Raw genomic sequence first — 23,294 nt, 5'->3', positions numbered from 1 at the left:
TGGCGGCGCCCCGGCGGAGCGATCTGTCGACTCAGGCGTCGGCCTGGTCCTCCCGAAGGTTCTTCACCAGATTCGGGTCGACCGGGACGCCCGGGCCCATCGTGGTGGTCAGGATGACCTTGCGGAGGTACTTGCCCTTGGCCGCGGACGGCTTGGCACGCAGCACCTCGTCGAGCACCGCAGCGTAGTTGTCCACCAGCTGGGTCTCCGTGAAGGAGGCCTTGCCGATGATCAGGTGCAGGTTGGAGTGCTTGTCCACCCGGAAGGTGATCTTGCCGCCCTTGATGTCCTGCACCGCCTTGGTGACGTCCATGGTCACCGTGCCGGTCTTCGGGTTCGGCATGAGACCGCGCGGGCCCAGGATCCGCGCGATCCGGCCGATCTTGGCCATCTGGTCCGGCGTGGCGATCGCCGCGTCGAAGTCGAGCCAACCACCCTGGATGCGGGCGACCAGCTCATCGGTGCCCACCTCGTCCGCACCCGCGGCGGCGGCCTCTTCGGCCTTCGCGCCGCTGGCGAACACGATCACGCGGGCGGTCTTACCGGTGCCGTGCGGCAGGTTGACCACGCCGCGGACCATTTGGTCCGCCTTGCGGGGGTCGACGCCGAGGCGCATGGCGACCTCGACCGTGGCGTCGAACTTGACGTTGGTGGTCTCCTTGGCCAGCTTCACGGCCTCGGTGGGGGTGTAGAGCTTCGACCGGTCGATGACATCGGCGGCCTTGCGGTAGCTCTTGCTGCGCTGCATTGCTGATTACTCCTGTGGTCTCTGGCGGGCCGCTCGGCGCGAGCCCTCCCACGGTCGGATCGAAGGCCGGGGCCTACGTCAGTCGTTGACGGTGATGCCCATCGACCGGGCGGTGCCGGCGATGATCTTCTCGGCCTGGGCGATGTCGTTGGCGTTGAGGTCGGCCATCTTCTTCTCGGCGATCTCACGCAGCTGGGCGCGGCTGACCGAGCCGACCTTCTCGGACTGCGGAACACCCGAACCCTTCTGCACACCGGCAGCCTTGATCAGCAGCCGGGCAGCGGGCGGGGTCTTCAGCACGAACGTGAAGGACCGGTCCTCGAACACGCTGATCTCGGCGGGGACGATGTCGCCCCGCTGAGACTCGGTCTGCGCGTTGTAGGACTTGCAGAACTCCATGATGTTCACGCCGTGCTGGCCGAGCGCGGGGCCGACCGGCGGCGCCGGCGTGGCCTGGCCCGCCGGCAACTGAAGCGTGAACGTCTTGACGAGCTTCTTCTTCGGAGGCATGTCACTTCCTGGGGCTTGGAGCTGGGAAAATGCGGCTGTCGCCGCCCTCGGGCGCGCACGGTCAGCGCGGTGCGACAGCGGCGACATTCAAGAGTAGCGCAGGCCGCAGCCCACTCGTCCGCCGAGGTCGAGCGAGAGCGCGTACGCCGACGTCGGCGGCGGGCCGGGCCCGCCGCCGACGACCAATCAGATCTTGGCGACCTGGTTGAAGTTGAGCTCCACCGGAGTCTCACGACCGAAGATCGACACCAGCACCTTGAGCTTCTGCTGGTCGGCGTTGATCTCGCTGATCGTGGCCGGCAGCGACGCGAACGCGCCGTCGGTGACGGTGACGGAATCGCCCACCTCGAAGTCGAGGACCTTGATCTCCGGCTTCGACTTCTTCTGCTCGGTCTCGACAGCCGGCGCCAGCCACTTCAGCACCTCGTCGAGCGAGAGCGGAGCAGGCCGGTCTGCCCGGTCGGTCGCGCCGACGAAGCCGGTCACACCCGGGGTGTTCCGGACACAGGAGTAGGACTCGGCGGTCAGCTCCATCCGGACCAGGATGTAACCCGGGAAGACCTTGGCCTGGATCTGCGAACGCTTACCGTTCTTGACCTCGACCTCTTCCCGGGTCGGCACCTCGACCTGGTAGATGAACTCCTCCATGTCGAGGCTCGTGATCCGGGTCTCGAGGTTGGTCTTGACCTTGTTCTCGTAGCCGGCGTACGAGTGCACCACGTACCAGTCACCCGGCGCGTAGCGCAGCTTCTGCCTCAGCTCCGCGACAGGGTCGTAGTCCTCGTCCGGTGCGGGCTCGGTAGTAGGGAACTCCGGCTCGCTGGCGGCCTCGACCGACTCGTCACCAGCCGCCGTCGCGACCGTGGACTGCTCGTCCACCGGTCCGGCGGTCTCGTCGTACTCAGGCACGCTCGCTCACTTCCGTCACTATGGCTGGAGGCAGCCGGTCAGTCCGAGTTGCCAAAGACAAACAACACGACCTTGGCGAAGCCGAAGTCCAGCACACCCACGATCGTCAGCATCACCGCGACGAACGCCACCACCACGGCGGTGTAGGTCAGCAACTCCTTGCGGGTCGGCCAGATGACCTTACGCAGTTCAGCTACGACCTCGCGGAAGAACCGGGCGATGCGGCCGAAGACGCCCACCCGACCCGTTTCCGACCGCGTGGTCGGCCGGCTGTCCGCCGACTCCGCCCGGGCACGCGACCGCGTGGCGGTGCCTCCCCGGGAAACCGGCTCGTCCGCGCCGGAGGCGTCGTCGTCGGCCACGTCGTCGACGATCTCGTCGTCCAGACGATCGTCGCCGTCGTCGTCGCGCCGCTTGTTGTCGGCCACTTCGCCCTCCGTCGCGGAATCTGGGGTCGCACGCCGAGTGGCGTACGCGGCGCTGGTCACGCCGGCCGGACCCAACCGTCCCGCGACGGGCCGCGGCCGGTGGATCACCCGGAGGGCCCCGATTGCCTCGGAGCCACCCCGCCGATGCCACCACCACGGGCCGGACGCCGCCAAGTGGCGGCGCGACCCACGGGAACGGTCAGGCCTGAGGCGCAGGGGTGACAGGACTTGAACCTGCAGCCTGCGGTTTTGGAGACCGCTGCTCTGCCAATTGAGCTACACCCCTATGTGGCAACACTCGCCCCACCCGGCCACAGACGACCGAGCAGGGGTCACTTGCCCCACGGCGGACCAGTGTACGGGTAGCCGCCCGACTTTCCCAACCGGTCTCTCCGCCACGCGTGGCGGGCTCGATTCAGCGTGCCGTCCGGATGGTCGCCCGCGCCTGCGACAGCACCTTCTCACCCAGGCAGGTGGCGGTCACCTCGAGTCGGGTGAGACCGTCCTCGGTCACCTCGCGGACCCGCGCGGTCACCTCGATCTCGGTCCCCTGGTCATCGTCGGGGACCACCACCGGCCGGGTGAAACGCACGCCGTACTCGACCACCGCGTCCGGCGACCCGGCCCACTCGGTGACCGCCCGACCGACCAGCGCCATGGTGAACATGCCGTGGGCGATCACCCCGGGCAGGCCCACCTTGGTGGCCACCCGGTCGCTCCAGTGGATCGGGTTGAAGTCGCCCGAGGCGCCGGCGTAGCGGACCAGGTCCGCGCGGGTCACCTGAAACGTCTGAGCTGGCAACTCCATCTCACGCCTCCCCGCGAATGACATACCTGGCCCAGACCGCGACCACTGGTTCCCCGCCGACGGTGCTCACGTCGGTGCGCGTGGTCAGGAAGCCGTGCCCACCCCTGGTGCTGACGTCCTCGATGGTGTTGGTGCAGACCAGCTCGTCGCCGGCGACCACCGGCCGGGTGTACGCGAACCGCTGGTCGCCGTGCACCAGGCGGCTGTAGTCGACACCCAGGGCCGGGTCCTCGATGATCTGGCTGCTCGCGGCCATCGTCACGATCACCGGAAAGGTCGGCGGGGCCACCACGTCGGTGTGGCCCAGCGCCCGCGCGGCCTCCGGGTCGTGGTGGGCCGGGTCGGTGGCGCCGATGGCGCTGGCGAACTCGCGGATCTTTTCTCGGCCCACCTGGTAGGGGGCGGTCGGCGGATACGTCCGGCCGACGAAGGAAGGGTCCAGAGGCATGCCGCGAACCTACACGGAAAGCCCAATCGCCGACCTGATCGGTAGGCGGCGGCGGAGCCGCACCAAACCGGTCAGATCGGCGATCGGAAAGCTTCGACAACGGCCGGCCCTGAGGCCGGCCAGCAGTCAGCGGGTCTCGCGGTGGACCGTGTGCCGACCGTCACGCGGGCAGAACTTCTTCAGCTCGATGCGGTCGGGGTCGTTGCGCCGGTTCTTGCGCGTGATGTAGTTGCGCTCCTTGCACTCCACACACGCCAAAGTGATCTTCGGCCGGACATCGGTAGCCTTCGCCACGGCGGAGTGCCTTCCTCGCTAACGGAAACAACTACGACGCGCCAGCCTAGACGCTGACAGCGCGGACATGCAAAGTGGGCGCCAGAAGCGCCCATTCTTACGACCACCGGCAACGAGCCCGGAAGACGAGAGTAGCGGTGGCCGGACTTGAACCGGCGACACAGCGATTATGAGCCGCTTGCTCTACCATCTGAGCTACACCGCTGCGATGGGTCCAGCTGAACCCTCGAGCCCCCTTACGGAATCGAACCGTAGACCTTCTCCTTACCATGGAGACGCTCTGCCGACTGAGCTAAGGGGGCCTGCGCGATCTCCCCGTGGGGCGCGCAGGAGTAAGAGTACACGGCCCGGCTCGACAGGTGAAATCGGATCCCCGGTGATCGTCCGCGCCCTGTTCAGGGCACAACACGCAGGCGGGGCAGCTCTCCGTTCGTGGCCGTCTCCGGCTCGACCTGGGCGCCGAACCAGGCAGCCAACCGCTCGTACGGCAGCGGCCGGCTGAACAGGAAACCCTGCCCGATCTCGCAGCCGATGTCCTGCAGAAGCTCCAGGGTCAACTCGCTCTCCACCCCCTCGGCCACCACCGCCAGGCCGAACTGCTGGGAGAGGGTGACCACCGCGTTGACGATCGCCAGGTCCCCCGGGTCGGTCGCCATGCCCTGCACGAAGGAGCGGTCCACCTTCACCTCGTGCACCGGCAGCCGGCGCAGGTGCGCCAGAGACGAGTCACCAGTGCCGAAGTCGTCCACCGACAGTCGTACGCCGAGATCCCGCAGCCGTTGCAGGGTGGGGATCGGCCGGTCCGTGCCGTCCAGCACCCCCGACTCGGTGATCTCCAGGGTGAGGCGCTGCGCCGGCACCTTGTACTCGGTCAACAACTCCTGGACCCGGTCCGGGAAGTCCCGGTCGATGAGCGTACGGGCCGAGAGGTTGACCGCGATGGGCAGCGGCTGGTCGGCCAGCGCCCAGTCCCGGCTGCGCCGAAGGCCCTCCCGGAGCACCACCTCGGTGAGTCGGCTCAACTGACCGGTGTGCTCGGCCACCGCCACGAAATCCTCGGGCGCGACCGTGCCGTGCGCCGGGTGCTCCCAGCGGGCCAGACACTCCACACCCACCAGGCGCCGGTCCCGCAGAGTCACCTTGGGCTGGAAGTAGACCTCCAGCTCGTCCTGGTCCAGTGCCCGGCGCAGATCGCCGGCCAGACCCAACCGGCGCAGTGAACGGGACTCCAGCGCGGGATTGAACAGCTGCACGCTGCCCGGCACCGACTTGGCCGCGGTGGCGGCGAGGTCGACCCGAAGCAGCAGGGTCGCCGCGTCGCTGCCGTGATCCGGGTGTACGGCCACCCCGACGGCGGTGTCCACGTCGAGGGTGAGCGCGTCGAAGACCATCTCGTCGCGGATCTGGTCGCGCAGTTGGGCGGCCAACTCGAGCGCGGCCTCAGCACTCTCCAACCGCAGCGTCACCAGGAACTCGTCCCCGCCGGCACGGCCAACCAGAGCCGACGACGGCGCGCTGGCCCGCAACCGACTGGCGACCTCGGTGAGGACCTTGTCCCCGGCCGCGTGCCCCAGGGACTCGTTGACCTGGCGCAACCCGTCGACGTCGAAGAGCAGCAGCGCCACCACCTCGCCCGGCGCGCGGATCTTGACCGACTCGTCCAGTGCTCCGGTGATCCGTCGCCGGTTGGGCAGTCGGGTCAACGTGTCGTGGTGCGCGTCGTGCCGGAGCCGGTCGACCAGCCGCGAATTCTCCAGGGCCACGGCCGCGTGCGCCGCAACCGTCTCGAAGACGGGGATGTCGCCGGGCGTGAAGTGACCGACGTCGCTGAGCCGGTTGGCGACCTCCAGGGTGCCGATGACCGCCTGGCCGGACCGGAGCGGCACGACGATGACGTCCTTGATCTTGCCGTGGCTCAGGGCCTGGCGCTCGTTCGACTCTTCGTCGAAGGCGCGCCCCACCGCGATGGTCCGCCCCTCACCTGCGGCTCGCTGGCGGAGGGAAGCCGGCGTCCGTACGACGTCGAGCAGACCCGAATCGTCAACCCTGGCGGTGAGCAACACCTCGGGGTGGCGGCCCAGGGCCGGCAGCCACAGAGTCGCGTACTCGGCCTGCATCAGGGCCCGGACCCGACCCAGGAGAGCGTCGACGAGCGTCCCGTCCTGGCCGCGCTCCCCGATTGCGCGGGTCAGGTCGTACATCGCGGCCAGCGTCCGGTGTTGCCGGAAGAACTCCGCGTAGGAGCGGTAGACCAGGACCAGGGCCACACCGAGTGCGACCAGCAGCACCAACGACCACCAGGTGGTCGTGACGGCGATCAGGATGATCAGACCGAGCGAGACGTTGATCGCCGCAGTGAGCAGGGCGGGGCGTGCGGTACGCAGAGAGTCCCGTCCCGCCTGCCAGCCCTGTAGGAGGGTGTGCACGCCGACGATGCCCGCAAGGCTGACGAGAATCACCGCGGTTACGGCCGCGAAAAGACTCAGCCAGGTGCCGGGGTCGTCCACCTCCTTCGAGGGCGGTAGCGCCTGAAGGAGGAGGACGGCGAGAGAGGTCCCGGCGGCCGCCTTGGCCACGTTGAACCAGAACTTGACGGGCGCGAACCGGTGCCGCGTCTGCGTGAGCATCGACGCCACCGTGTAGATGGCGACGACGGTCAGCGGTGGCAGCAGAAAGAGCGCCAGCACCAGCGGAATCTCGGTCAGGGTCATGCCGAACGACTGCCGCCGGACGACAAAGTTGAGGACCGGCATGCCAACGGCGGCCATGGCGACCAGCAACAGGAGCGCGAGAAGCCATTCACCGAGAGGCTGGGACGACACCAGCCCCGTGACCATGGAACAGATCGCTGCGAAGAACACCAGCGGCGCGGTGATGAACCAGGCACGATCCGCCGAACGACGTCGCGATCGATCACGCGGAGCCATACCGCTCCCTACGGCGCCTGCGGTTTACCGCTCTTGAGTGGGGATGAGCTGAACCAGTCAGCGACCACTGCCGAAGACAGTGTTCTCCGGAACGACAGTCCAGATGAGATCGATGGCCTGAGCTCCGCTGGCACTGCTGTCGAAGAGGCCGGCGGGGAAGGCGACGATGGCGGCGGCAGCGAGAACAAGGAGGAGAGACCCACCGAGTCGGCCTAGCCTTCGACCAGACATGATCGCTCCTGTCGGGAGATGTACAGCGTTGATGGAGGTTCCACGATCGTGCCACAGCGCGGGCAGCCAGAGAAGTGGTGGTCGCCCGACTGGCCCCACCGTCTGTTACTTCCCGCCGTTCGGCCTACCGCCCCCAACGCACTGGACCAGATCACAAGCTTGCGGGGTGGTTCACCGCTTCACGCAGCGTTGAATACGACCTTCAACGCAATTCGGGTCCAGCTGTAGACACTCGCCACATCCGGCTTGGCGGTCACCCTCAGCAACACCTCAACAGCCCGCGACAAACTCGCGCCTCCATCCGGCCATCGACCACCATACCGGCTCCTCGCCATCCCGCCAGCCCTTCGTCGGGTTCATTTCAGTGGGCGGAGAGCAACATGGGCGCTGACCACGAGCAGCGGATGCGCAGCTAACATCGCACTTGGCATCGATGACAGCAGATAGAGCGTGTTCTGACGTAGGTCAAATCCGCCACGAACTCGAGCGCCAACCTGGCGGCAGACCCACCGACAGGATCCACCGCAACGCCCGGAGCATGACCCGCAGCCCGTGGAGCGCCAGACCGAGCACGGCGGCCGACGCGATCTCGGCCGCAGGCGACCGCCTGATAGCGGGTGTGGAAGGTCCGACCCTCGCGATCCTCGCCGGCATCTCGCCAACCAACGCAACGACTACGTTGACGCCGCCTATAACGGGCACAAGCAGACCAGCACAACGACAGCGGACGTCGACGCGACGCCATCGCCGACGCTCGCCATCTCGTCGGTGACACCACGACCAAGATCGGCAGCTGAAAAGGGCGCTCATCGAGTGCACGGCAGACCTTGCCGTTCATGGCGTCCTCGCCGTCAACGCAGTTGGCGACGAGACAACGACAACGGCCCCTGATCAGCATCTCTGCTGGTCAGGGGCCGTGTCTGCACCTGGTGGCGGGTAGAGGATTCGAACCTCTGAAGCTTTCGCGACGGATTTACAGGGCGTCCGCGATCATGACCACCGCAGGCCCAGAACCTGGTGTTCCACTACCCTCGGGCCGGCGTCAACCAGTCAGCCGCCCACCATCTGCCCACGCCCATTGAAAGCCGCCGGGCTATCGCGCATCAATGATCCGAAGTACGTCTTTCGCAGCGAAGACGCGAGCATAGCGCCGCCCTGTCCGCTCCTGGAGGATGCCTAGGCCCTCCAGCCGACGGATGGCAGTATTCACAGCCGGATAAGACACGCTGTACATCTGGGATGCAGTCGTGGGCGTGATCATCGGGTAGCCGATGAGATCCTCCACGATCCGGGCAGCCACCCCACGTACGTTGGCCTCTCGAAGTCGGTCAAGCGCATGCTCCTTCCAGTCAAGTAGCGCATCGATGCGCTCCACTGCCAGGACAGCCTGCGCTCGTACAGCCTCCGAGAAGAACCTTATCCACTGATCGAACCTGCCCGTCATGCTGATCTCAAGGAGGTGGTCCTGGTACTCCCGCCTTCGCACCTCAAGCCAGGGCGAGAGATTCAGAACGGGGACTCGCAACTCACCTTCCGTCGCCAACTGGAGCACGCAGACCAAACGCCCAAGGCGCCCATTACCGTCGTTAAACGGGTGCAACGTCTCAAACTGGTAATGACCCAGCGCCATCTTTGCAATCAGCGGAAGGTCATCCTTGGTGTTGATCCAGTTCTCCCACGCCTCAAAACCCGCCCTCAACTGGTCCCCTGGCGGTGGAGGCACGAAGCGAGCTTCCGTGACTCGGCCTGCGCTGAGTCCGATGAAGACCTGGATACTCCTGACATCTCCCGCGTCAGCCGTGTCAGCACGGGTCCCCTTCACGAGAACCTTCTGAAGCTGCCGAAGCATGCCAATGGTGATCGGTCGTTCCTTGATCCACTCATACGCCATCTCAGCAGCACGCACGTAATTGACGACCTCGGCGACTGACGCAGAGACCTCACCCGCCTCTAGGAAGTCAGCCTCTAGCACGTCATCCAAGGCGGCGTACGTGCCCTCAAGAGCTGAGGTGCTGACAGCCTCCCGCCGGATCGCCGGTCTCGCCAAGAGCATGGGGTTGGGAAGCCGGATCGCCGCCTGGTCAAGTCTCGCGACCGCAGCCGTAGATGCAGTCAGATCCCGGAACGTCTCCTGCGCAAGGTCGATCTGGCTTGGCAGGGGGTTCGGCAGGAACGCCTTGTGATCGTAGGGCTCGTCATACCGAGCGTCATGGCCACTGATGGGCACAAGGACCCCAGCTGGGGACGAAGCGAACGCTTGAAGATCCACGGATTGCAAGCCATCCTCTGAAAACTTTAATTTCAGCGCTGTAATTCAAAGTCTAGCCCCAACACCTGAGGCGGATCTAAAGCATCTAGCCTGAAACTTACATTTGGAACTTAGGTTTGTAACTACGGAGCGTTAGCATCGCCCTAGCTACAACCGTGGGTTCCGCTACTCTCCGTGTCCGATCCAAGACGAAGCCTAGCTTCGAGTCATCCGAGGGCATCGCCGATCTTGTCGTTCATCGTGTCGTCTCCCCCGTCTATGCAGTTGGCGTAGACGCGGAGGAGGACGGCGACGCCGTGGCCCAGGCGCTGGGCTACCTCGGTCGGCGGGACGCCGGCATTCAGCCAGAGCGAAGCCGCTGCGTGCCGCAGGTCGTACGGCCGGCAGACGAGCGGCGAGGCAACCTGCGATTCGGTCAGCGCCTTCTCGCGGGCGAGCTTCCACCAGCAGTCGTAGACCGACTCGGAAAGCGGCCCACCGTGCAGGCCCCGGAAGAACCGACCGTCCGAGCCAACCCCGTGATTCTCAACGTGCGCGCACAGCAGCTCGACGAGCCGGGGCGGGATCGGGACCGCCCGAGTCTCAGCCCTTCCCCGGTGCTTGAGTCCGCGCCGCTCGTGGGAGCCGCCGTCGTCGGTCCAGTGCGACCCGGCGCGCGGCGCGGTGCCGGCGAGCACCAGTCGGCCCCAGCGATGTTCGATCTTCTCGTGGTCGCAGGACCGGGAAGGCTTGACCGCTGACAGGTCGTCGAAGTCGGCCCCGCAGCCGGCGCACCGGCCGGCAAGGTCGCAGTCCGCCGTAGGTCCGCCGCTTCCGAGGGTCGCATCCCCGCGTAGTAGAGGCAGCCGAAGAACGCCGTGACCTTGTCGGCACGTTTGCCGAGAGATCACCGCCTCCAGCAGCGTGGCGACCTGGGCTGGGTTAGCCACCACCCGCCGGTCGATGGACTGTGCAACCTCGGGGGCGGTCCACTGGACCCGGTCGACCGGGTTGGAGGCAATCAGCTCCAGCTCGACGGCGTACCCGAGCACTTGTAGAAAGTGGCCCGCTTCCGCTGGACGGTGGAGGCAGCCGCGGGCTTGCCGTCGAGGCGTACGCACAGGCTGTCAAGGCGCCGCGCTCCGCGCGGCGCGGGCGGTGAGCCGGCCGGCGGCAAGCCGCCCCGGCTGCCTTCGGCGCCGGGGCGGTGAGCCACCGACTGCCGCCGGACCGCCGCCCCCAACTCCGCTGGTCTAGACGCAGCACGACCATGGCCAGGCGGTACGGAAGCCGGCGAGTCGACCTGATCGCGGACCAGGGCTTCCGACTGCCGCGCCAGTCCAACCCCAGGACTGGCTTGCCCTCGGCCTACCTCCCACGGCCAGCGAGATGCCAACCCGGAGCCCTCAGCCGGTCGCTAAGCGCGCGGGGCTATGCCAGCCCGGCGAGCGGGCCACCAACGCCAAGAGTCGCAGCCCCAGAGGAGCCCTGAGAAGCAAGATCGACCTGCCCACCATCTGCCCACAACCAGTCGTCAACGGCTGGACTCAGCCAGACTCGACTAGATCAACGACAACGGCCCCCGATCAGCATCTCTGCTGGTCAGGGGCCGTGTCTGCACCTGGTGGCGGGTAGAGGATTCGAACCTCTGAAGCTTTCGCGACGGATTTACAGTCCGCTCCCATTGGCCGCTCGGGCAACCCGCCAGGGCACCCCACCGCGTCGTAACGCGGCGGCGGAAGCAAGGATAGCGGCTCCCCCCGGCACCTACGCAACCGGGTACGGTCAGGGGGTCGTGCCGCTGGTCGGCGGCCGACGGCAGGCCCAGACCGCCGGACAGCAGGAGCAGAAACATGGCAGCGAACCCGTCGTTCGACATCGTGAGCAAGGTTGACCGTCAGGAGGTCGACAACGCCCTTCGGCAGGCGGAGAAGGAGCTTGCGACGCGGTTCGACTTCCGCGGCACCGGCGCTGAGATCTCCTGGTCTGGCGAGGAGGCGATCGGCCTTCAGGCGGAGACCGAGGAGCGCGTCCGCGCCGCACTGGACGTGTTCAAGGAGAAGCTCGTCAAGCGGAACATCTCGCTGAAGTCGCTGGATGCTGGGGAGCCCCGCCCGTCGGGCAAGATCTTCAAGATCGACTGCAAGGTGATCCAGGGCATCGAGACGGACAAGGCCAAGGCGATCAGCAAGAAGATCCGCGAAGAGGGCCCCAAGGGCGTGCAGGCGCAGATCCAGGGTGACCAGCTGCGGGTCACCGGCAAGAAGAGGGACGACCTCCAGGCTGTCATCTCGCTGCTCAAGGGCGAAGACTTCGGCGTCGCCCTCCAGTTCAACAACTACCGCTGACGCCTGTCCCCAGCGATCCGGTCCCCGGCCGCGGCGCGTCCGGTCGATCAAGAACAACCAGCCAAGGCACGGACCGGCCAAGGCACGGACCCACCGGGCGACGCGGGCCGACCCAATTACCACCGTCAGACGGGGACGGGGTGTTCGGCGCGTACCGCCGTGGTTTCCGCGCGGGCGATGGGCCCGGCGGGTAGCGCGGCGACCGCGGCCCCGACGGCGACCGCAGCCCCGGCGAACAGGAACGCCCAGCGGACACCGCCGGCGTGGTCCACGATCACGCCGGCGATCGAGCCGCCGGCGGCGCTCGCCGCCACCGCGACGGTGACCACCCAGGTGTACGCCTCGTTCAACATGCCGGTCGGGGCGATCCGGCCGACCAGGGTGTTCTCCAGGGTCAGCGCGGGCGCGATGGTGGCCCCGCCGGCGACCAGCGCGACACCCAGCGCCAGCGGAGTGGGCATCACCGCGAACACGGCGAAGGTGGCGGCCAGCGCGGCGAGCAGCAGGGCGAACTGCCGGGTCATGTTCGGTGCTGGCTTGCGGACGCCGAACCAGAGCCCACCGATGGCGCTGCCGACGCCCCAGACCGCGAGCAGCACGCCGGCGAGGCTCTCCGGGTCGCCGGTGGAGTGGTCGCTCGCGAACGCCGGCACGATCACACCGGCGGCCCCGAACGCGATGCCCAGGCCGGCGACGCAGATCAGCAGGGCCGGGAAGCCGGGGACCCGTAGCGGGCCGAGCCCACGGGCGTGGTGTTCCCGCGGGTGCGGACGCCAGCCGCGCATGACCCGGCCGAGGGCCACGGCGGTGGTGCCGACCAGGGTGACCACTGCGGCGCCGATCAGCGCGGCCGCCGCGTCGGCGACGAGGACGAAGCCGGCGACGAGCAGTGGGCCGAGGACGAAGACGATTTCGAAGAGCGTGGTCTCGGCTGCGAGCGCGGTGTTGCGGAGGTGGTATCGGCCGGAGTTGGGGCCGGTCAGGTCGTTCCAGGCGCCTCGGATGGCGGCGGTGAGCGGCGGGTAGGTGGCGCCGGCCACGCCTGCGGCGAGGTAGATGACGGGGAGCGCGTCGTCGCCGGAGCGGCTGGCCAGCAGCAACCCGATGAGTGCCAACGGGTGGGCCATGGCGGTGAGCAGCAGGACGGGGCTGGGGCCGACCCGGTCGGCGATCCGTCCGGCCACCGGGCTGAGCGCGGCACCGGCAAGGGCGTAGATGCCACCGGCGATGGCGGCAAGTGAGTAGCGCCCGGTCACCTGCTCGACGACCAGGAGCAGCGCCAGCGGGGTCATGCCGATTCCGAGCCGCCCGATGATGCCGGTGATCAGCAGCATGGGTGCGCCGGGGATCCGCCAGACACCCAGGTACTGACGCAGCGCGGTCACCGTGAACCTCCCGAGGATGTAATGAGCGTGAGCCGTTATGACCCTAACGCCGCTGCCTGACAGGCGGACACCGGAATAGTCTCCGACACAGCGATCCGCCCGTACCCGGCGTGGCCGGGTACGGGCGGAGGCGGTGGGTCAGCGGGTCAGCGCTGGAACTGCACCGGCCCCGAGTTGCGGGCCATCTGCTCCAGCCGGGCGACGCGGTCCTCCATCTTCGGGTGGGTGGAGAAGAGCGCCGCCATGCCGCCACCCCGGAACGGGTTGGCGATCATGAGGTGGGCGGTGCTGGTGAGCTGGCCCTGGGCCGGCAACGGCCGACGTCGGGCCACCGCGTCGATCTTGCGGAGCGCGCTGGCCAGCGCCAGCGGGTCGCGGCTCAGCTCGGCGCCGGAGGCGTCCGCCTGGAACTCGCGGCTCCGGCTGATCGCCAACTGGATCACCGTGGCCGCGATCGGGCCCAGGATCAGGGTGAGCAGCAGCACAGCCGGGTTGGGTCGGTCCTCGTCGTCCCCGCCGCCCAACGGAAGGAAGAAGGCGAGGTTCGCCAGCAGGGTGATGATGCTGGCCAGGCCGGCCGCCACGCTGGAGATCAGGATGTCCCGGTTGTAGACGTGGGACAGCTCGTGCCCGATCACGCCGCGCAACTCACGGTAGTCGAGGATCTCGGTGATGCCCTGGGTCACGCAGACGGCCGCGTGCTGCGGGTTGCGACCGGTGGCGAACGCGTTGGGCTGCGCGGTGGGGCTGACGTAGAGCCGCGGCATCGGCTGCCGGGCGTCGGTGGCCAACTCTCGGACCATCCGGTACAGCTCGGGGAACTGCGCCTCGGTGACCGGTTGCGCCCCCATCGAGCGCAGTGCGAGCTTGTCGGAGTAGAAGTAGGTGACGCCGTTCATGACCAGAGACACGACGACGGCGATGACCAGGCCGCCGCTGCCGCCGAACCAGTAGCCCACCGCCAGGATCAGGGCGCTGAGCAGGCCGAGCAGCGCTGCGGTCTTCAGACGGTTGTGGTGCACGATGTCTCCTTCGGTGCACGGATCGCCGGGATCCGCTGACCGGTGTAACAACCCGGTACCCGCCAACCATCCGTCTCAACGCTGAGAGTTGACTGAGACCGGGGCCCAGGTGGGGTCAGCGGGCAGCCAGGTCGAGCACCAGCTGCGGGGCGACGCCGAGCACCACGGCGGCCACCGTCGCCACCGCCAGCACCACCGCCACCACACCCACCACTGGTACGCCCGGCGCTCCGCCGCCGGCGAGCGCCGCGGCCGGGCCGGGCGTCGTGGCCGGCGCCCAGAGCGCGGCGGTCACCCGCAGGTAGTAGGCGAGCCCGATCACGGCGTTCAGCGCCACCACCAGTGCCAGCCAGGCCGCGCCACCGTCCAGCAGCGCCCGGACCACTGTCACCTTCGCGAACAGGCCGGCCAGCCCCGGCGGCAGACCAGCCAGACCCACCAGCGCGAGACCGAACGCCGCAGCTCGCCACGGGTGCCGTCGGGCTGCCCCGCGCAGGTCGTCCAGCGTGCCGCCGTCCGCACCCGCCGGCCGCAGCGCTGTCACTCCGGCGAAGGCGGCAAGCTCCAACACCACGAAGAACACGGCGTACGCCATGGCGGCCGCGTACGCGGCGGACCGTGCCTCGTCCGTGCGCCCGGCGGCCAGCGCCAACGCTCCCAACGGGGCGAGAATGTACCCGGCCTGCGCGACGGACGACCAGGCGAGCAGCCGGACGGTCCGCCGCTGACGCAGGGCGACCAGGTTGCCGACGGTCATGGTGAGCACGGCGAGCAGGGCGAGCACCGGACCGGTCTGCTCCGCCGGCAGCGCCCGTTGCACCACGGCGAGCAGGGCGACCAGGCCGCCCAGCTTCGAGGCGGTGGACAGGTACGCGGCCACCGGCAGCGGCGCGCCGTCGTAGGTGGCCGGAGCCCAGGCGTGGAACGGCACCGCCGCCACCTTGAAGGCCAGGCCGACCAGCAGCACCGCCACCGCGGCGGTGGTCAGCGGCAGGTTCCGCAACTCTGGCTGCTCGGCGAGCAACGCGCCGAGCCGGTCCAGGTGCAGCCCACCGGTCACCGCGTACAGCAGCGCCGCGCCGAGCAGGGTCAGCGTGGTCGCCACCACGCTCACCACGAAGAAGGTCACCGCCGCTTCGGCGCTCGCGAGGCTCCCCCGGCGCAGGCCGACCAGCACGTACAGCGGCAGGGTCAGCGTCTCCAGGGCGACGATCAGTGTGATCAGGTCGCCGGCCGCGCCGAGCACCACGCCGCCGGTCATCGAGCAGGCCAACAGGAAGGCGTACTCCCCGACCGGTGACCGCCCGGCCCGCAGCGCCGGCACCGACAGCCCGAGCACGCCCACGGTGAGCAGCGCGACCACCACGGCGACCAGTGCCGCGCGACCACCGAAGATCCAGGAGCAGTCGGCGCCCACGCAGAAGGTCCGCCGCTCGGCACCCGCCCCGACCAGCGCGGAGCCGACGGCGGTGCCGAGGGCGCCGAGCGCGGCCACGGCGATGGTGGCCCGTGGCCGAGCCACGAGCAGGTCGGTGATGAGTACGAGTACGGCCGTGCCGGCGGCCAGGTAGGCCGGCAGCAGCGCGACGCTGTCCACGCTCTGCACGACGTTCATGGTTTGACCACCCCGATCAGGGCGTCGACGGGGGCCTCGGCGACGCCGAGGACCAGCGTCGGCGCCAGCCCGATGGCCAACGCGAGCAGCACCAGCGGCACCCAGGCGGTCAACTCCGCACCGGCCAGGCCGGGGCCGACCTGACCGACGGCGGGGCTCGGCCGGTTGTGGGTTACCTGGCGCAGCAACCGCAGGAAGTACGCGGCGGTGAGCGCCCCACCGACCGCCGCCAGCACCCCGAGGGTGGTCCAGAGCGGGCCGCCCACCTGCACGGCGGCGATCACCGCGAACGCCTCGCCCCAGAAGCCGGCCAGCCCGGGCAGGCCCAGTGACGCGATCGCCGCGAACGCGAGCAGACCCGCCAACCGGGGCGCGGTCTCCCGTAGCCCGGACAGTTCGGCGAGGGTGCCCGTGCCGGTACGGTCCTTCACCGCCCCGGCCAGGAAGAACAGCAGGCCGGTGATCACACCGTGCGCGACGTTGCCGATCAACGCCGCCTGGATGCCGGTGGCCGTCAGCGTGGCGACGCCCAGCAGCACGAAGCCCATGTGCCCCACGCTGGAGTACGCGATGAGCCGCTTCACGTCCGACTGGGCCAGGCACACCAGCGATCCGATCAGGATCGCGGCGACGGCGAGCACGCCGAGCACCGGCGCCGCCCAACGGGCGCCCTCCGGCGCCACCCCCACCGCGACCCTTATCAGGCCGTACGTGCCCATTTTGAGCAGCACACCGGCCAGCACGACACTGCCCACGGTGGGTGCCTGGGTGTGCGCGTCGGGCAGCCAGGAGTGCAACGGCCACAGCGGGCTCTTCACCGCGAACGCCAACGCGAGCAGTGTGAACGCGGCCAACTGGGTGCCCCTGGACATCCCCGCGCCACCGGTCAGCGTCATCAGGTCGGCGGTGCCGGCGGCGGCGACCACGACGTACACGCCGACAAGCAGCAACACCGAGCCGAACAGCGTGTAGAGCGCGAACTTCCGGGCCGCCCGACGCCGATCCGCGCCACCCCAGCCGGCGATGATCGCGTACATCGGCAGCAGGACGACCTCGAAGAAGAGGAAGAACAACACCAGGTCCAGGGCGAGGAAGGTGCCCAGGATGCCCACCTCGACCACCAGCAGCAGCGCGACAAGGGCCCGGCCGCTGCCGCCGTCCGGCACCCGCCACATCGTGTACGCGCAGCAGAGCAACGTGAGCAACGCGGTCAACACCACTAGCGGCCAGGAGATGCCGTCGACGCCGAGGTGGAAGCGCAACTCCAGACCGGGCACCCAGGGCAGGTCCAGTTGGTGCCACGGGCGCACCGCCGGCGCGTCCGCCGACCAGGCGGCCCAGCCCCGACCGCCGAACACCAGCGGCACCGCGACCAGCAGGGTCAACGCCGCCGCGACCGTGCCGACCAGCCGGGCCGCCCGGTCCCGGGGCGTCGCCGCCACCGCGACCGCACCCAACGCCGGCACCGCCAGCACCGCGACCAGCAACCCCTGCCCAAACGTCATCGGTTAACTCCAACCAGGGCAGCGGCCAGGCCGATCAGCAGCGCGCCGGCCAGCACGCCGGCGGCGGCCCGGGGCAGCGCCGCGCGGTGCAGCGCGGCCAGCCCGGCACCCAGACCGGACGCGGCTCGCCCACTGCCCTCGACCGCGCCGTCCACCACCACCTCGTCACTCGTGCACGCGGCGCGGGCCAGCGCGCGGACCGGGCGTACCACGAGGGTGCGCTGGACGTCGTCGAGCCGGAACGCGCTGGCGAAGACCGGCCGCAGCGGACCCAGCGCGGCGGCCGGGTCGGCGGCCTGGTCGCGCCGCCAGCCCAGCGTCACCAGCGCGGCGCCGAACAGCAGGAACGCGAGCGGCAGCAGCACCCCCGGCCCCAGGTGGACCAGGCCGTCCTCGGAGCCCGCCACCGGGACGGTGGGGAACCGCAGGCGGTCGGCGAACACCCCGACGAACCCGGCCAGACCGAGCAGCGCGGCCGGCACGGCCAGCAGCAGCACCGGCCAGCGCAGCACGGCCGGCGGGTCGTGCGGCTGGACCAGGGGCAGGCGCGGGGTGCCGAAGAAGGCGCGCAGCAGCAGCCGACCTGCGTACCAGGCGGTGACCGCCACGCCGACGAGCCCGGCGATCCAGACGATCCAGCCCACCCAGGACGGGGCGGGGCCGGTGCCCTCCAGCGCTGCCGACTCGGCGACCGTCAGGACGCCGTCCTTGCTCCAGAAGCCGGCCAACGGCGGCACCCCGGCCAGCGCGCCCAGGCCCACCACAGTGCACCAGAACGTCACCGGCATGCTGCGCCGCAGCCCGCCCATCTCCGACATCAGTGTGGTGCCGACGGCGTGGATCACCGCACCGGCGGCGAGGAACAGCAGCGCCTTGAAGGCGGCATGGGTGAGCAGGTGGAACAGTGCGGCCGACGGTGAACCGACCGCCAGCGCGCCGGTCATGTAACCCAGTTGGGACACTGTCGACCAGGCCAGCACGCGTTTGATGTCGTCCTGGGCGGTGGCGGCGAGCGCGCCGAGCAGCAGCGTGATCGCGCCGAGCACCCCCAGCACTGTCAACGTCACCGGCGCGGCCGTGAACAGCGGGTAGAGCCGGGCCACCGCGTACACCCCGGCGGCGACCATCGTCGCGGCGTGGATCAGCGCGGAGATCGGGGTCGGACCGGCCATCGCGTCCGGCAGCCAGGTGTGCAGCGGGAACTGCGCGCTCTTGCCGGCCACACCGGCGAGCAGCAGCAGGCCAGCGGCGGTCAACGTCGCGCCGGAGTGGTCGTGGGCGAGCACGTCGGCGATCCGGAAGCTGCCCGTCGACACGCCCAGCAGCGCGATGCCGAGCAGGAACCCGACGTCACCGACCCGGGTCACCAGGAACGCCTTCATGGCGGCGGCGGGGGCGCCGGCCAGTCGGCGGTCGTGGGCGATCAGGAGGTACGAGCAGAAGCCCATCACCTCCCAGCCGACCAACAACATGATCAGGTCGCCGGCGACCACCACCAGCAGCATGGCACCGGTGAAGAGGCTGATCTGGGCGGCGTAGGGCGGGTAGCGGTGGTCCACGTCGACGTCGTCGTGGGGACCGCGCCGCAGGTAGCCGATCGAGTAGACCTGCACGGCCAGGGCGACAGCGGTGACCGCCACCGCGACCAGTGCGGCGGCGCCGTCCAGCCGTACGCCGAGGGTCACCGCCAGCCCGCCGAAGTCCACCCAGGTGGTCGACGTCTCGGTCGGCCCGTCGACAGTGAGCAGCAGCGCGACGGCCAGCGCCAGCGCGCCGGCCGCACCGGTGACGCCGAGCGTCACGGCGGCCGTCCGGGCCCGGTCGCCGCCGGTCGCGCTGTCGCGCCGAGGGGCCGGTGGCAGCAGCAGACCGAGCAGCCCGGCGACCAGCGGTACGGCGGGCAGCAGCGCCCCGAGCAGCCCGGTCACCGGCCCGCCTCCGAGTCTGCGACGGCCGGCTCGCGCCCGTCGACGGGATCCGGCGACTCGGTCAGCGGCACGTCGTCCACTGCGACGGTCGCCCGCAGCCGGTAGAGCTGAAGGACGATCGCCAGCCCCACCCCGATCTCTGCGGCGGCGAGGACGATGACGAACAGTGCGAAGACCTGCCCCGAGTGCGGGAGCACGGCGCGGGCGGTGGTGTCGGCGGTGACGAGGATCAGGTTGACCGCGTTGAGCATCAACTCGACCGACATCAGCACCAGCACCGCGTTGCGGCGGCGCAGGACGCCGTACACGCCGAGGCCGAACAGCAGCGCGGCGGTGACGTACGGGATGACCGGCCTCACCGGCGGCCCCCGGGTTCGCTGTCGACCAGGTCGCCTGCCGCGCCGTCTCGTTGCGGCGCGGCTCGGCCGATGTCCGGCCGGGACAGCACGATCGCGCCCACCAGGGCAGAGAGCAGCAGCACCGAGAGCACCTCGAACGGCAGCACCCAGGATTGGAAGATCTGCTCGCCCAACCGCTCGGCGGTGCCGGCGCTGGGCAGCGTGACGGTGCTCCATCGGTACGCGTCGACCAGCAGGGCGGTCAGCCCCAGCCCGGCGCCGCCACCGATCAGCGCGGCCGGCCAGCCGGGCCGGTCCAGGTCGTCGGATGCGCCGATCGGGGCCCGGGTCAGCATCACCGCGAACAGCAGCAGGACCACCACCGCGCCCACGTAGATCAGCACCTGCACCCAGGCCACCAGCTCGGCGCTGAGCACCAGGAAGTCGCCGGCCAGCGCGCCCAGGCACACCACCAGGTAGAGCCCGGCCCGGACCAGGTGTTTCGTGGTCACCACCAGCACGCCGGCGCCGACCGCCACCGCACCGAGGGCGAGCAGCAGCACATCCGCCCCGGTCACCGGTGCACCCTTCCGGCTCGGGCGCTCACGACGCCGGGTCCTGATCGGCGTCGGGGCGCACCGCTGACGGAGCGGGACGTGCGGCGGCCGCCTTGCGCGCGGCGGAGGTTTCCTCCTTGGCCGGCTCGCCGTTGGGGTCGTGGGCGGGCGGCGGCGGAACGGTGGCCATCCACTGACCGAGGTGGTCCTTGTCGTGCAACAGGTCCTTGATGTCGTACTCGGCGTACTCGAACTCCGGCGACCAGTAGAGCGCGTCGAACGGGCACACCTCGATGCAGATGCCGCAGTACATGCAGAGCGAGAAGTCGATGTCGAACTTGTCGAGCACGTTGCGCTGGCGGGGGCGGGCGGCGCCGGGCACCACCACCTCCTCCTTGTGCGAGTCGATGTAGATGCACCAGTCCGGACACTCCCGGGCGCAGAGCATGCAGACCGTGCAGTTCTCCTCGGACAGGGCGATCACGCCGCGCGAGCGCGGCGGCAGGTCAGGGGCCGTGTCCGGGTACTGCTGGGTGGTCGAACGGCTGGTCATCGTCTTGAGGGTGACCGCCAGCCCCTTCACCAGGCCCGCGCCGGGAAGGCCGCGTCCGCCGGTGTCATCGCGCTCGCTGGGGTCGCTCATGTCGACCATCCTGCCCTGTGGCCACGGCGCGCGCGACCACCACCCACAGGTCCGGGGCGGTACCGTGGTCGCGGGGAGAAGGAACGCACCTGGAAGGACCTGCCCATGACCGCCGCGCTGCAGAGCGCCTACCCGCCCGAGAGCGAGTGGACGACTGACGACCTGGATGCGCTGCCCGAGGATGGTCGCCGCCGGGAACTGCTCGATGGAGTGCTGCTGATGTCCCCCTCCCCCACCCGCACCCACCAGACCATCGCTGGCCACCTGATGGCCGCGCTCGACGAAGACTGCCCCGACGGCTACGACGTGACCCAGGCGGTCGAGGTGCGGATCAACCGCACCCGATCCTTCATCCCCGACGTGCTGATCACCACGGCTGCCGCGGCGGCTCGCGAGCCCTCGAAGTACGAGCCGCACGAGGTGGTCGTTGCCATCGAGATCGTCTCACCGAACACCCGCTCCATCGACCGGGTGTTGAAGCCGGCGCTGTACGCCCAGGCCGGCATCCCCTACTACTGGCGGATCGAGACCGAAGGCGCGCTGGAGGTCGTGACCTACCGGATCGACGCGGTGAACGAGGTCTACACCGAGACCGGGCGGTGGACGAAGTTCGTCGACACCGGCGAGCCCTTTCCGATCAATCTGCCGATCAGTCGGATCACGCCCCGGGTCCGCTGACGACGGCCGGTGGGAGCATCTCGACGCCGAGTTGTTGCAGCAACTGGAACAGCTCGTTGCAGCTCCACACCTCGACGATCCGGCCCGCCGCGTCGAAACGCAGGAACGTCGCCCCCGAGTAGCTGACCACCTGCCCGGTCGGCGGCACCGGTCCGAACTGCCCGGCGTGGGTGCCGGCGGCCCGCCAGTGCACTGCCACCCGCTCGCCGGCCGCGACCACATCGACGATCTTGTAGCGGAGGTCCGGGAAGGCCGCCCGGCGCTCGCGATGCCAGGCCAACGTCGCCTCCGGCCCGGTGCCGCCCAGCCCCGGGCACTCCTCGGCGACCAGCTCGTACGCCGACTCCTCCTGGCGGGCATTCCACACATCGGCGATGAACCGGCGGGCCGCCGTCTCCACATCCGTCATGCCGGCAGGGTATCCGGGACCACTGTGCGCCGTAGATCCGCGAGGATTGGGTAGAGACACTGACCAGACCGGGAGGGCGACGTGGGCGAGGAAAAAGGCGGCAAGTACGTCGAGCCGGGCGGCGAGTTCACCCGCGACCAGCGGTACATCGCCACCCGGATCACCGAGGACGGGCGCGACGGTTATCCGGTCGAGCCGGGCCGGTACCGGCTGGCGGTCAGCCGCGCCTGCCCGTGGGCCAACCGCCTGATCATCGTGCGGCGGTTGCTCGGTCTGGAGGACGCCATCTCGATGGCGGTGGCCGGCCCGACCCACGACGCCCGGAGCTGGACCTTCGACCTCGACCCGGACGGCCGGGACCCGGTGCTCGGCATCGAGCGCATCCAGGAGGCGTACTTCAAGCGCTTCCCCGGCTACGAGCGCGGCATCACCGTGCCGGCGATCGTGGACGTGCCGACCGGGCAGGTGGTGACCAACGACTACGCGCAGATGAGCCTTGACCTGTCCACGCAGTGGAGGGCGTACCACCGCGAGGGCGCCCCGCGGCTCTACCCCGAGCACCTGCGAAAGCAGATCGACGAGGTCAACGCCATGGTGTTCCGGGACGTGAACAACGGCGTCTACCGGTGCGGGTTCGCTGGCAACCAGGAGGCGTACGACAAGGCGTACCACCAGCTCTTCGACCGGCTGGACTGGCTCACCGAGCGGTTGACCGACCAGCGCTACCTGGTCGGCGACACCATCACCGAGGCCGACGTGCGACTGTTCACCACGCTGGTCCGCTTCGATCCGGTCTACCACGGCCACTTCAAGTGCAACCGGCAGAAGCTGAGCGAGATGCCGGTGCTGTGGGCGTACGCCCGGGACCTGTTCCAGACTCCCGGTTTCGGCGACACCATCGACTTCGACCACATCAAGCGGCACTACTACGAGGTGCACCGCGACATCAACCCGACCGGGATCGTGCCGCTCGGCCCGGACCTGTCCAACTGGCTCACCCCACCCGGCAGGGAGGCGCTCGGTGGCCGCCCCTTCGGCGACGGCACCCCGCCCCCACCCCCCACCGAGCCGGTGGACCCGGAACACACCCCGCTGCGCTGACCGGGGCACCCACCGCCCCCCTACGCGCGTCGATCTTGCACTTTCTGACGCCGAAATGCCCTACTCGGCCACTTTCGCCGGGACAGGAAGTGCAAGACGCTTCTATGTCGGTGGTGATCGGTTCGGCTGGTTGCCGCTAGGTTCGGCGTCGGTGATCGCTTGGGTGGCTCATTGCCGATCCGGCCGCTCGGAGTGCGGGTGTGCCTTGTGCAAG

General features: G+C 69.4%; 22 protein-coding genes and 4 tRNA genes. 3 read left to right on the top strand and 23 right to left on the bottom strand.

Annotation, left to right across the window (positions count from 1 at the left end):
* Positions 1-31: 31 nt before the first annotated feature.
* The 14 genes from rplA to KBX08_RS15050 form a co-directional block, all read right to left on the bottom strand.
* Positions 32-748: a 50S ribosomal protein L1 gene (gene rplA, locus KBX08_RS15115; protein WP_112584802.1), complete on the bottom strand. Its 717-nt coding sequence runs from the start codon at positions 746-748 to the stop codon at positions 32-34.
* A 78-nt stretch (positions 749-826) separates the two neighbouring features.
* A complete protein-coding gene (gene rplK / locus KBX08_RS15110; protein WP_091402426.1) occupies positions 827-1,258 on the bottom strand; it encodes a 50S ribosomal protein L11 in 432 nt (143 codons plus the stop codon).
* Between the two features lie 186 nt (positions 1,259-1,444).
* Positions 1,445-2,167, bottom strand: coding sequence for a transcription termination/antitermination protein NusG (gene nusG / locus KBX08_RS15105; RefSeq protein ID WP_210784121.1), 723 nt, complete (start codon positions 2,165-2,167; stop codon positions 1,445-1,447).
* Positions 2,168-2,205: 38 nt separating this feature from the next.
* Positions 2,206-2,595 (bottom strand): preprotein translocase subunit SecE, encoded by a 390-nt coding sequence (gene secE, locus KBX08_RS15100; RefSeq protein ID WP_030329860.1) that lies wholly within the window; start codon positions 2,593-2,595, stop codon positions 2,206-2,208.
* A gap of 213 nt (positions 2,596-2,808) precedes the next feature.
* Positions 2,809-2,881 (bottom strand) — tRNA-Trp (locus tag KBX08_RS15095).
* 129 nt (positions 2,882-3,010) lie between these two features.
* Positions 3,011-3,403, bottom strand: a complete 393-nt coding sequence (locus KBX08_RS15090; protein ID WP_091402431.1) for a MaoC family dehydratase — start codon at positions 3,401-3,403, stop codon at positions 3,011-3,013.
* Between the two features lies 1 nt (position 3,404).
* Entirely contained in the window at positions 3,405-3,851 is a 447-nt protein-coding gene (locus KBX08_RS15085; protein ID WP_210784120.1) for a MaoC family dehydratase N-terminal domain-containing protein, read from the bottom strand.
* Between the two features lie 126 nt (positions 3,852-3,977).
* Positions 3,978-4,145, bottom strand: coding sequence for a 50S ribosomal protein L33 (rpmG, locus tag KBX08_RS15080; RefSeq protein WP_007073056.1), 168 nt, complete (start codon positions 4,143-4,145; stop codon positions 3,978-3,980).
* Positions 4,146-4,277: 132 nt separating this feature from the next.
* A tRNA-Met gene (locus tag KBX08_RS15075) sits at positions 4,278-4,350 on the bottom strand.
* Positions 4,351-4,374: 24 nt separating this feature from the next.
* Positions 4,375-4,447, bottom strand: a tRNA-Thr gene (locus KBX08_RS15070).
* Between the two features lie 93 nt (positions 4,448-4,540).
* Positions 4,541-7,072, bottom strand: coding sequence for a bifunctional diguanylate cyclase/phosphodiesterase (locus tag KBX08_RS15065; RefSeq protein ID WP_210784119.1), 2,532 nt, complete (start codon positions 7,070-7,072; stop codon positions 4,541-4,543).
* A gap of 1,324 nt (positions 7,073-8,396) precedes the next feature.
* Positions 8,397-9,530, bottom strand: coding sequence for a Fic family protein (locus tag KBX08_RS15060; RefSeq protein WP_210784118.1), 1,134 nt, complete (start codon positions 9,528-9,530; stop codon positions 8,397-8,399).
* A 248-nt stretch (positions 9,531-9,778) separates the two neighbouring features.
* Complete coding sequence (locus KBX08_RS34725) at positions 9,779-10,603, bottom strand: tyrosine-type recombinase/integrase (RefSeq protein WP_307850558.1); 825 nt, start codon at positions 10,601-10,603, stop codon at positions 9,779-9,781.
* Between the two features lie 570 nt (positions 10,604-11,173).
* Positions 11,174-11,257 (bottom strand) — tRNA-Tyr (locus tag KBX08_RS15050).
* Between the two features lie 147 nt (positions 11,258-11,404).
* Here KBX08_RS15050 and KBX08_RS15045 point away from each other — a divergent pair.
* Complete coding sequence (locus KBX08_RS15045) at positions 11,405-11,899, top strand: YajQ family cyclic di-GMP-binding protein (protein ID WP_091402478.1); 495 nt, start codon at positions 11,405-11,407, stop codon at positions 11,897-11,899.
* A 125-nt stretch (positions 11,900-12,024) separates the two neighbouring features.
* Here KBX08_RS15045 and KBX08_RS15040 read toward each other — a convergent pair whose 3' ends face one another.
* From KBX08_RS15040 to KBX08_RS15005, 8 genes are all read right to left on the bottom strand, one after another.
* On the bottom strand, positions 12,025-13,284 hold the full coding sequence (locus tag KBX08_RS15040; RefSeq protein WP_210784117.1) for an MFS transporter: 1,260 nt from the start codon (positions 13,282-13,284) through the stop codon (positions 12,025-12,027).
* Between the two features lie 146 nt (positions 13,285-13,430).
* Positions 13,431-14,306, bottom strand: coding sequence for a zinc metalloprotease HtpX (gene htpX / locus KBX08_RS15035; protein WP_210784116.1), 876 nt, complete (start codon positions 14,304-14,306; stop codon positions 13,431-13,433).
* Between the two features lie 115 nt (positions 14,307-14,421).
* Complete coding sequence (locus KBX08_RS15030; RefSeq protein ID WP_210784115.1) at positions 14,422-15,921, bottom strand: NADH-quinone oxidoreductase subunit N; 1,500 nt, start codon at positions 15,919-15,921, stop codon at positions 14,422-14,424.
* Positions 15,918-17,426, bottom strand: a complete 1,509-nt coding sequence (locus KBX08_RS15025) for a NuoM family protein (RefSeq protein WP_210784114.1) — start codon at positions 17,424-17,426, stop codon at positions 15,918-15,920. Before KBX08_RS15025 ends, KBX08_RS15030 begins: the two co-directional genes overlap by 4 nt.
* The gene (locus KBX08_RS15020; protein WP_210784113.1) at positions 17,423-19,354 is read right to left on the bottom strand and encodes an NADH-quinone oxidoreductase subunit L; all 1,932 of its coding nucleotides are present in this window, start codon (positions 19,352-19,354) and stop codon (positions 17,423-17,425) included. Before KBX08_RS15020 ends, KBX08_RS15025 begins: the two co-directional genes overlap by 4 nt.
* Positions 19,351-19,713: an NADH-quinone oxidoreductase subunit NuoK gene (nuoK, locus tag KBX08_RS15015; RefSeq protein WP_210784112.1), complete on the bottom strand. Its 363-nt coding sequence runs from the start codon at positions 19,711-19,713 to the stop codon at positions 19,351-19,353. The genes KBX08_RS15020 and nuoK overlap by 4 nt, the downstream gene beginning before the upstream one ends.
* A complete protein-coding gene (locus KBX08_RS15010) occupies positions 19,710-20,270 on the bottom strand; it encodes an NADH-quinone oxidoreductase subunit J (RefSeq protein WP_210784111.1) in 561 nt (186 codons plus the stop codon). The genes nuoK and KBX08_RS15010 overlap by 4 nt, the downstream gene beginning before the upstream one ends.
* Positions 20,271-20,295: 25 nt before the next feature.
* On the bottom strand, positions 20,296-20,892 hold the full coding sequence (locus KBX08_RS15005) for an NADH-quinone oxidoreductase subunit I (protein WP_210784110.1): 597 nt from the start codon (positions 20,890-20,892) through the stop codon (positions 20,296-20,298).
* Positions 20,893-20,997: 105 nt separating this feature from the next.
* On the opposite strand from KBX08_RS15005, the gene KBX08_RS15000 reads away from it, so the two are divergent.
* The gene (locus KBX08_RS15000) at positions 20,998-21,570 is read left to right on the top strand and encodes a Uma2 family endonuclease (protein ID WP_210784109.1); all 573 of its coding nucleotides are present in this window, start codon (positions 20,998-21,000) and stop codon (positions 21,568-21,570) included.
* Here the strand turns inward: KBX08_RS15000 and KBX08_RS14995 are convergent.
* Entirely contained in the window at positions 21,551-21,979 is a 429-nt protein-coding gene (locus KBX08_RS14995; protein WP_210784108.1) for an ester cyclase, read from the bottom strand. The two genes, KBX08_RS15000 and KBX08_RS14995, sit on opposite strands and share 20 nt — an antisense overlap.
* Before the next feature lie 81 nt (positions 21,980-22,060).
* On the opposite strand from KBX08_RS14995, the gene KBX08_RS14990 reads away from it, so the two are divergent.
* On the top strand, positions 22,061-23,080 hold the full coding sequence (locus KBX08_RS14990) for a glutathione S-transferase family protein (RefSeq protein ID WP_210784107.1): 1,020 nt from the start codon (positions 22,061-22,063) through the stop codon (positions 23,078-23,080).
* Positions 23,081-23,294 lie beyond the last annotated feature (214 nt).

It is taken from the genome of Micromonospora sp. H61, from assembly GCF_018070325.1.
In the GTDB taxonomy this organism is placed as follows: Bacteria; Actinomycetota; Actinomycetes; order Mycobacteriales; family Micromonosporaceae; genus Micromonospora; species Micromonospora salmantinae.
The sequence above is the reverse complement of the archived record's forward strand: the minus strand, read 5'-3'. Positions and strand labels throughout refer to the sequence as shown.

What these genes read in the sequence shown, in the direction of transcription:
- KBX08_RS15030 (WP_210784115.1), bottom strand. Translation starts at nt 15,921, where the DNA reads ATGAACGTCGTGCAGAGCGTGGACAGCGTCGCGCTGCTGCCGGCCTAC.
- rplK (WP_091402426.1), bottom strand. Translation starts at nt 1,258, where the DNA reads ATGCCTCCGAAGAAGAAGCTCGTCAAGACGTTCACGCTTCAGTTGCCG.
- KBX08_RS14995 (WP_210784108.1), bottom strand. Translation starts at nt 21,979, where the DNA reads ATGACGGATGTGGAGACGGCGGCCCGCCGGTTCATCGCCGATGTGTGG.
- KBX08_RS15090 (WP_091402431.1), bottom strand. Translation starts at nt 3,403, where the DNA reads ATGGAGTTGCCAGCTCAGACGTTTCAGGTGACCCGCGCGGACCTGGTC.
- KBX08_RS15005 (WP_210784110.1), bottom strand. Translation starts at nt 20,892, where the DNA reads ATGAGCGACCCCAGCGAGCGCGATGACACCGGCGGACGCGGCCTTCCC.
- KBX08_RS15025 (WP_210784114.1), bottom strand. Translation starts at nt 17,426, where the DNA reads ATGACGTTTGGGCAGGGGTTGCTGGTCGCGGTGCTGGCGGTGCCGGCG.
- rplA (WP_112584802.1), bottom strand. Translation starts at nt 748, where the DNA reads ATGCAGCGCAGCAAGAGCTACCGCAAGGCCGCCGATGTCATCGACCGG.
- KBX08_RS15000 (WP_210784109.1), top strand. Translation starts at nt 20,998, where the DNA reads ATGACCGCCGCGCTGCAGAGCGCCTACCCGCCCGAGAGCGAGTGGACG.
- KBX08_RS15085 (WP_210784120.1), bottom strand. Translation starts at nt 3,851, where the DNA reads ATGCCTCTGGACCCTTCCTTCGTCGGCCGGACGTATCCGCCGACCGCC.
- KBX08_RS15065 (WP_210784119.1), bottom strand. Translation starts at nt 7,072, where the DNA reads ATGGCTCCGCGTGATCGATCGCGACGTCGTTCGGCGGATCGTGCCTGG.
- KBX08_RS15045 (WP_091402478.1), top strand. Translation starts at nt 11,405, where the DNA reads ATGGCAGCGAACCCGTCGTTCGACATCGTGAGCAAGGTTGACCGTCAG.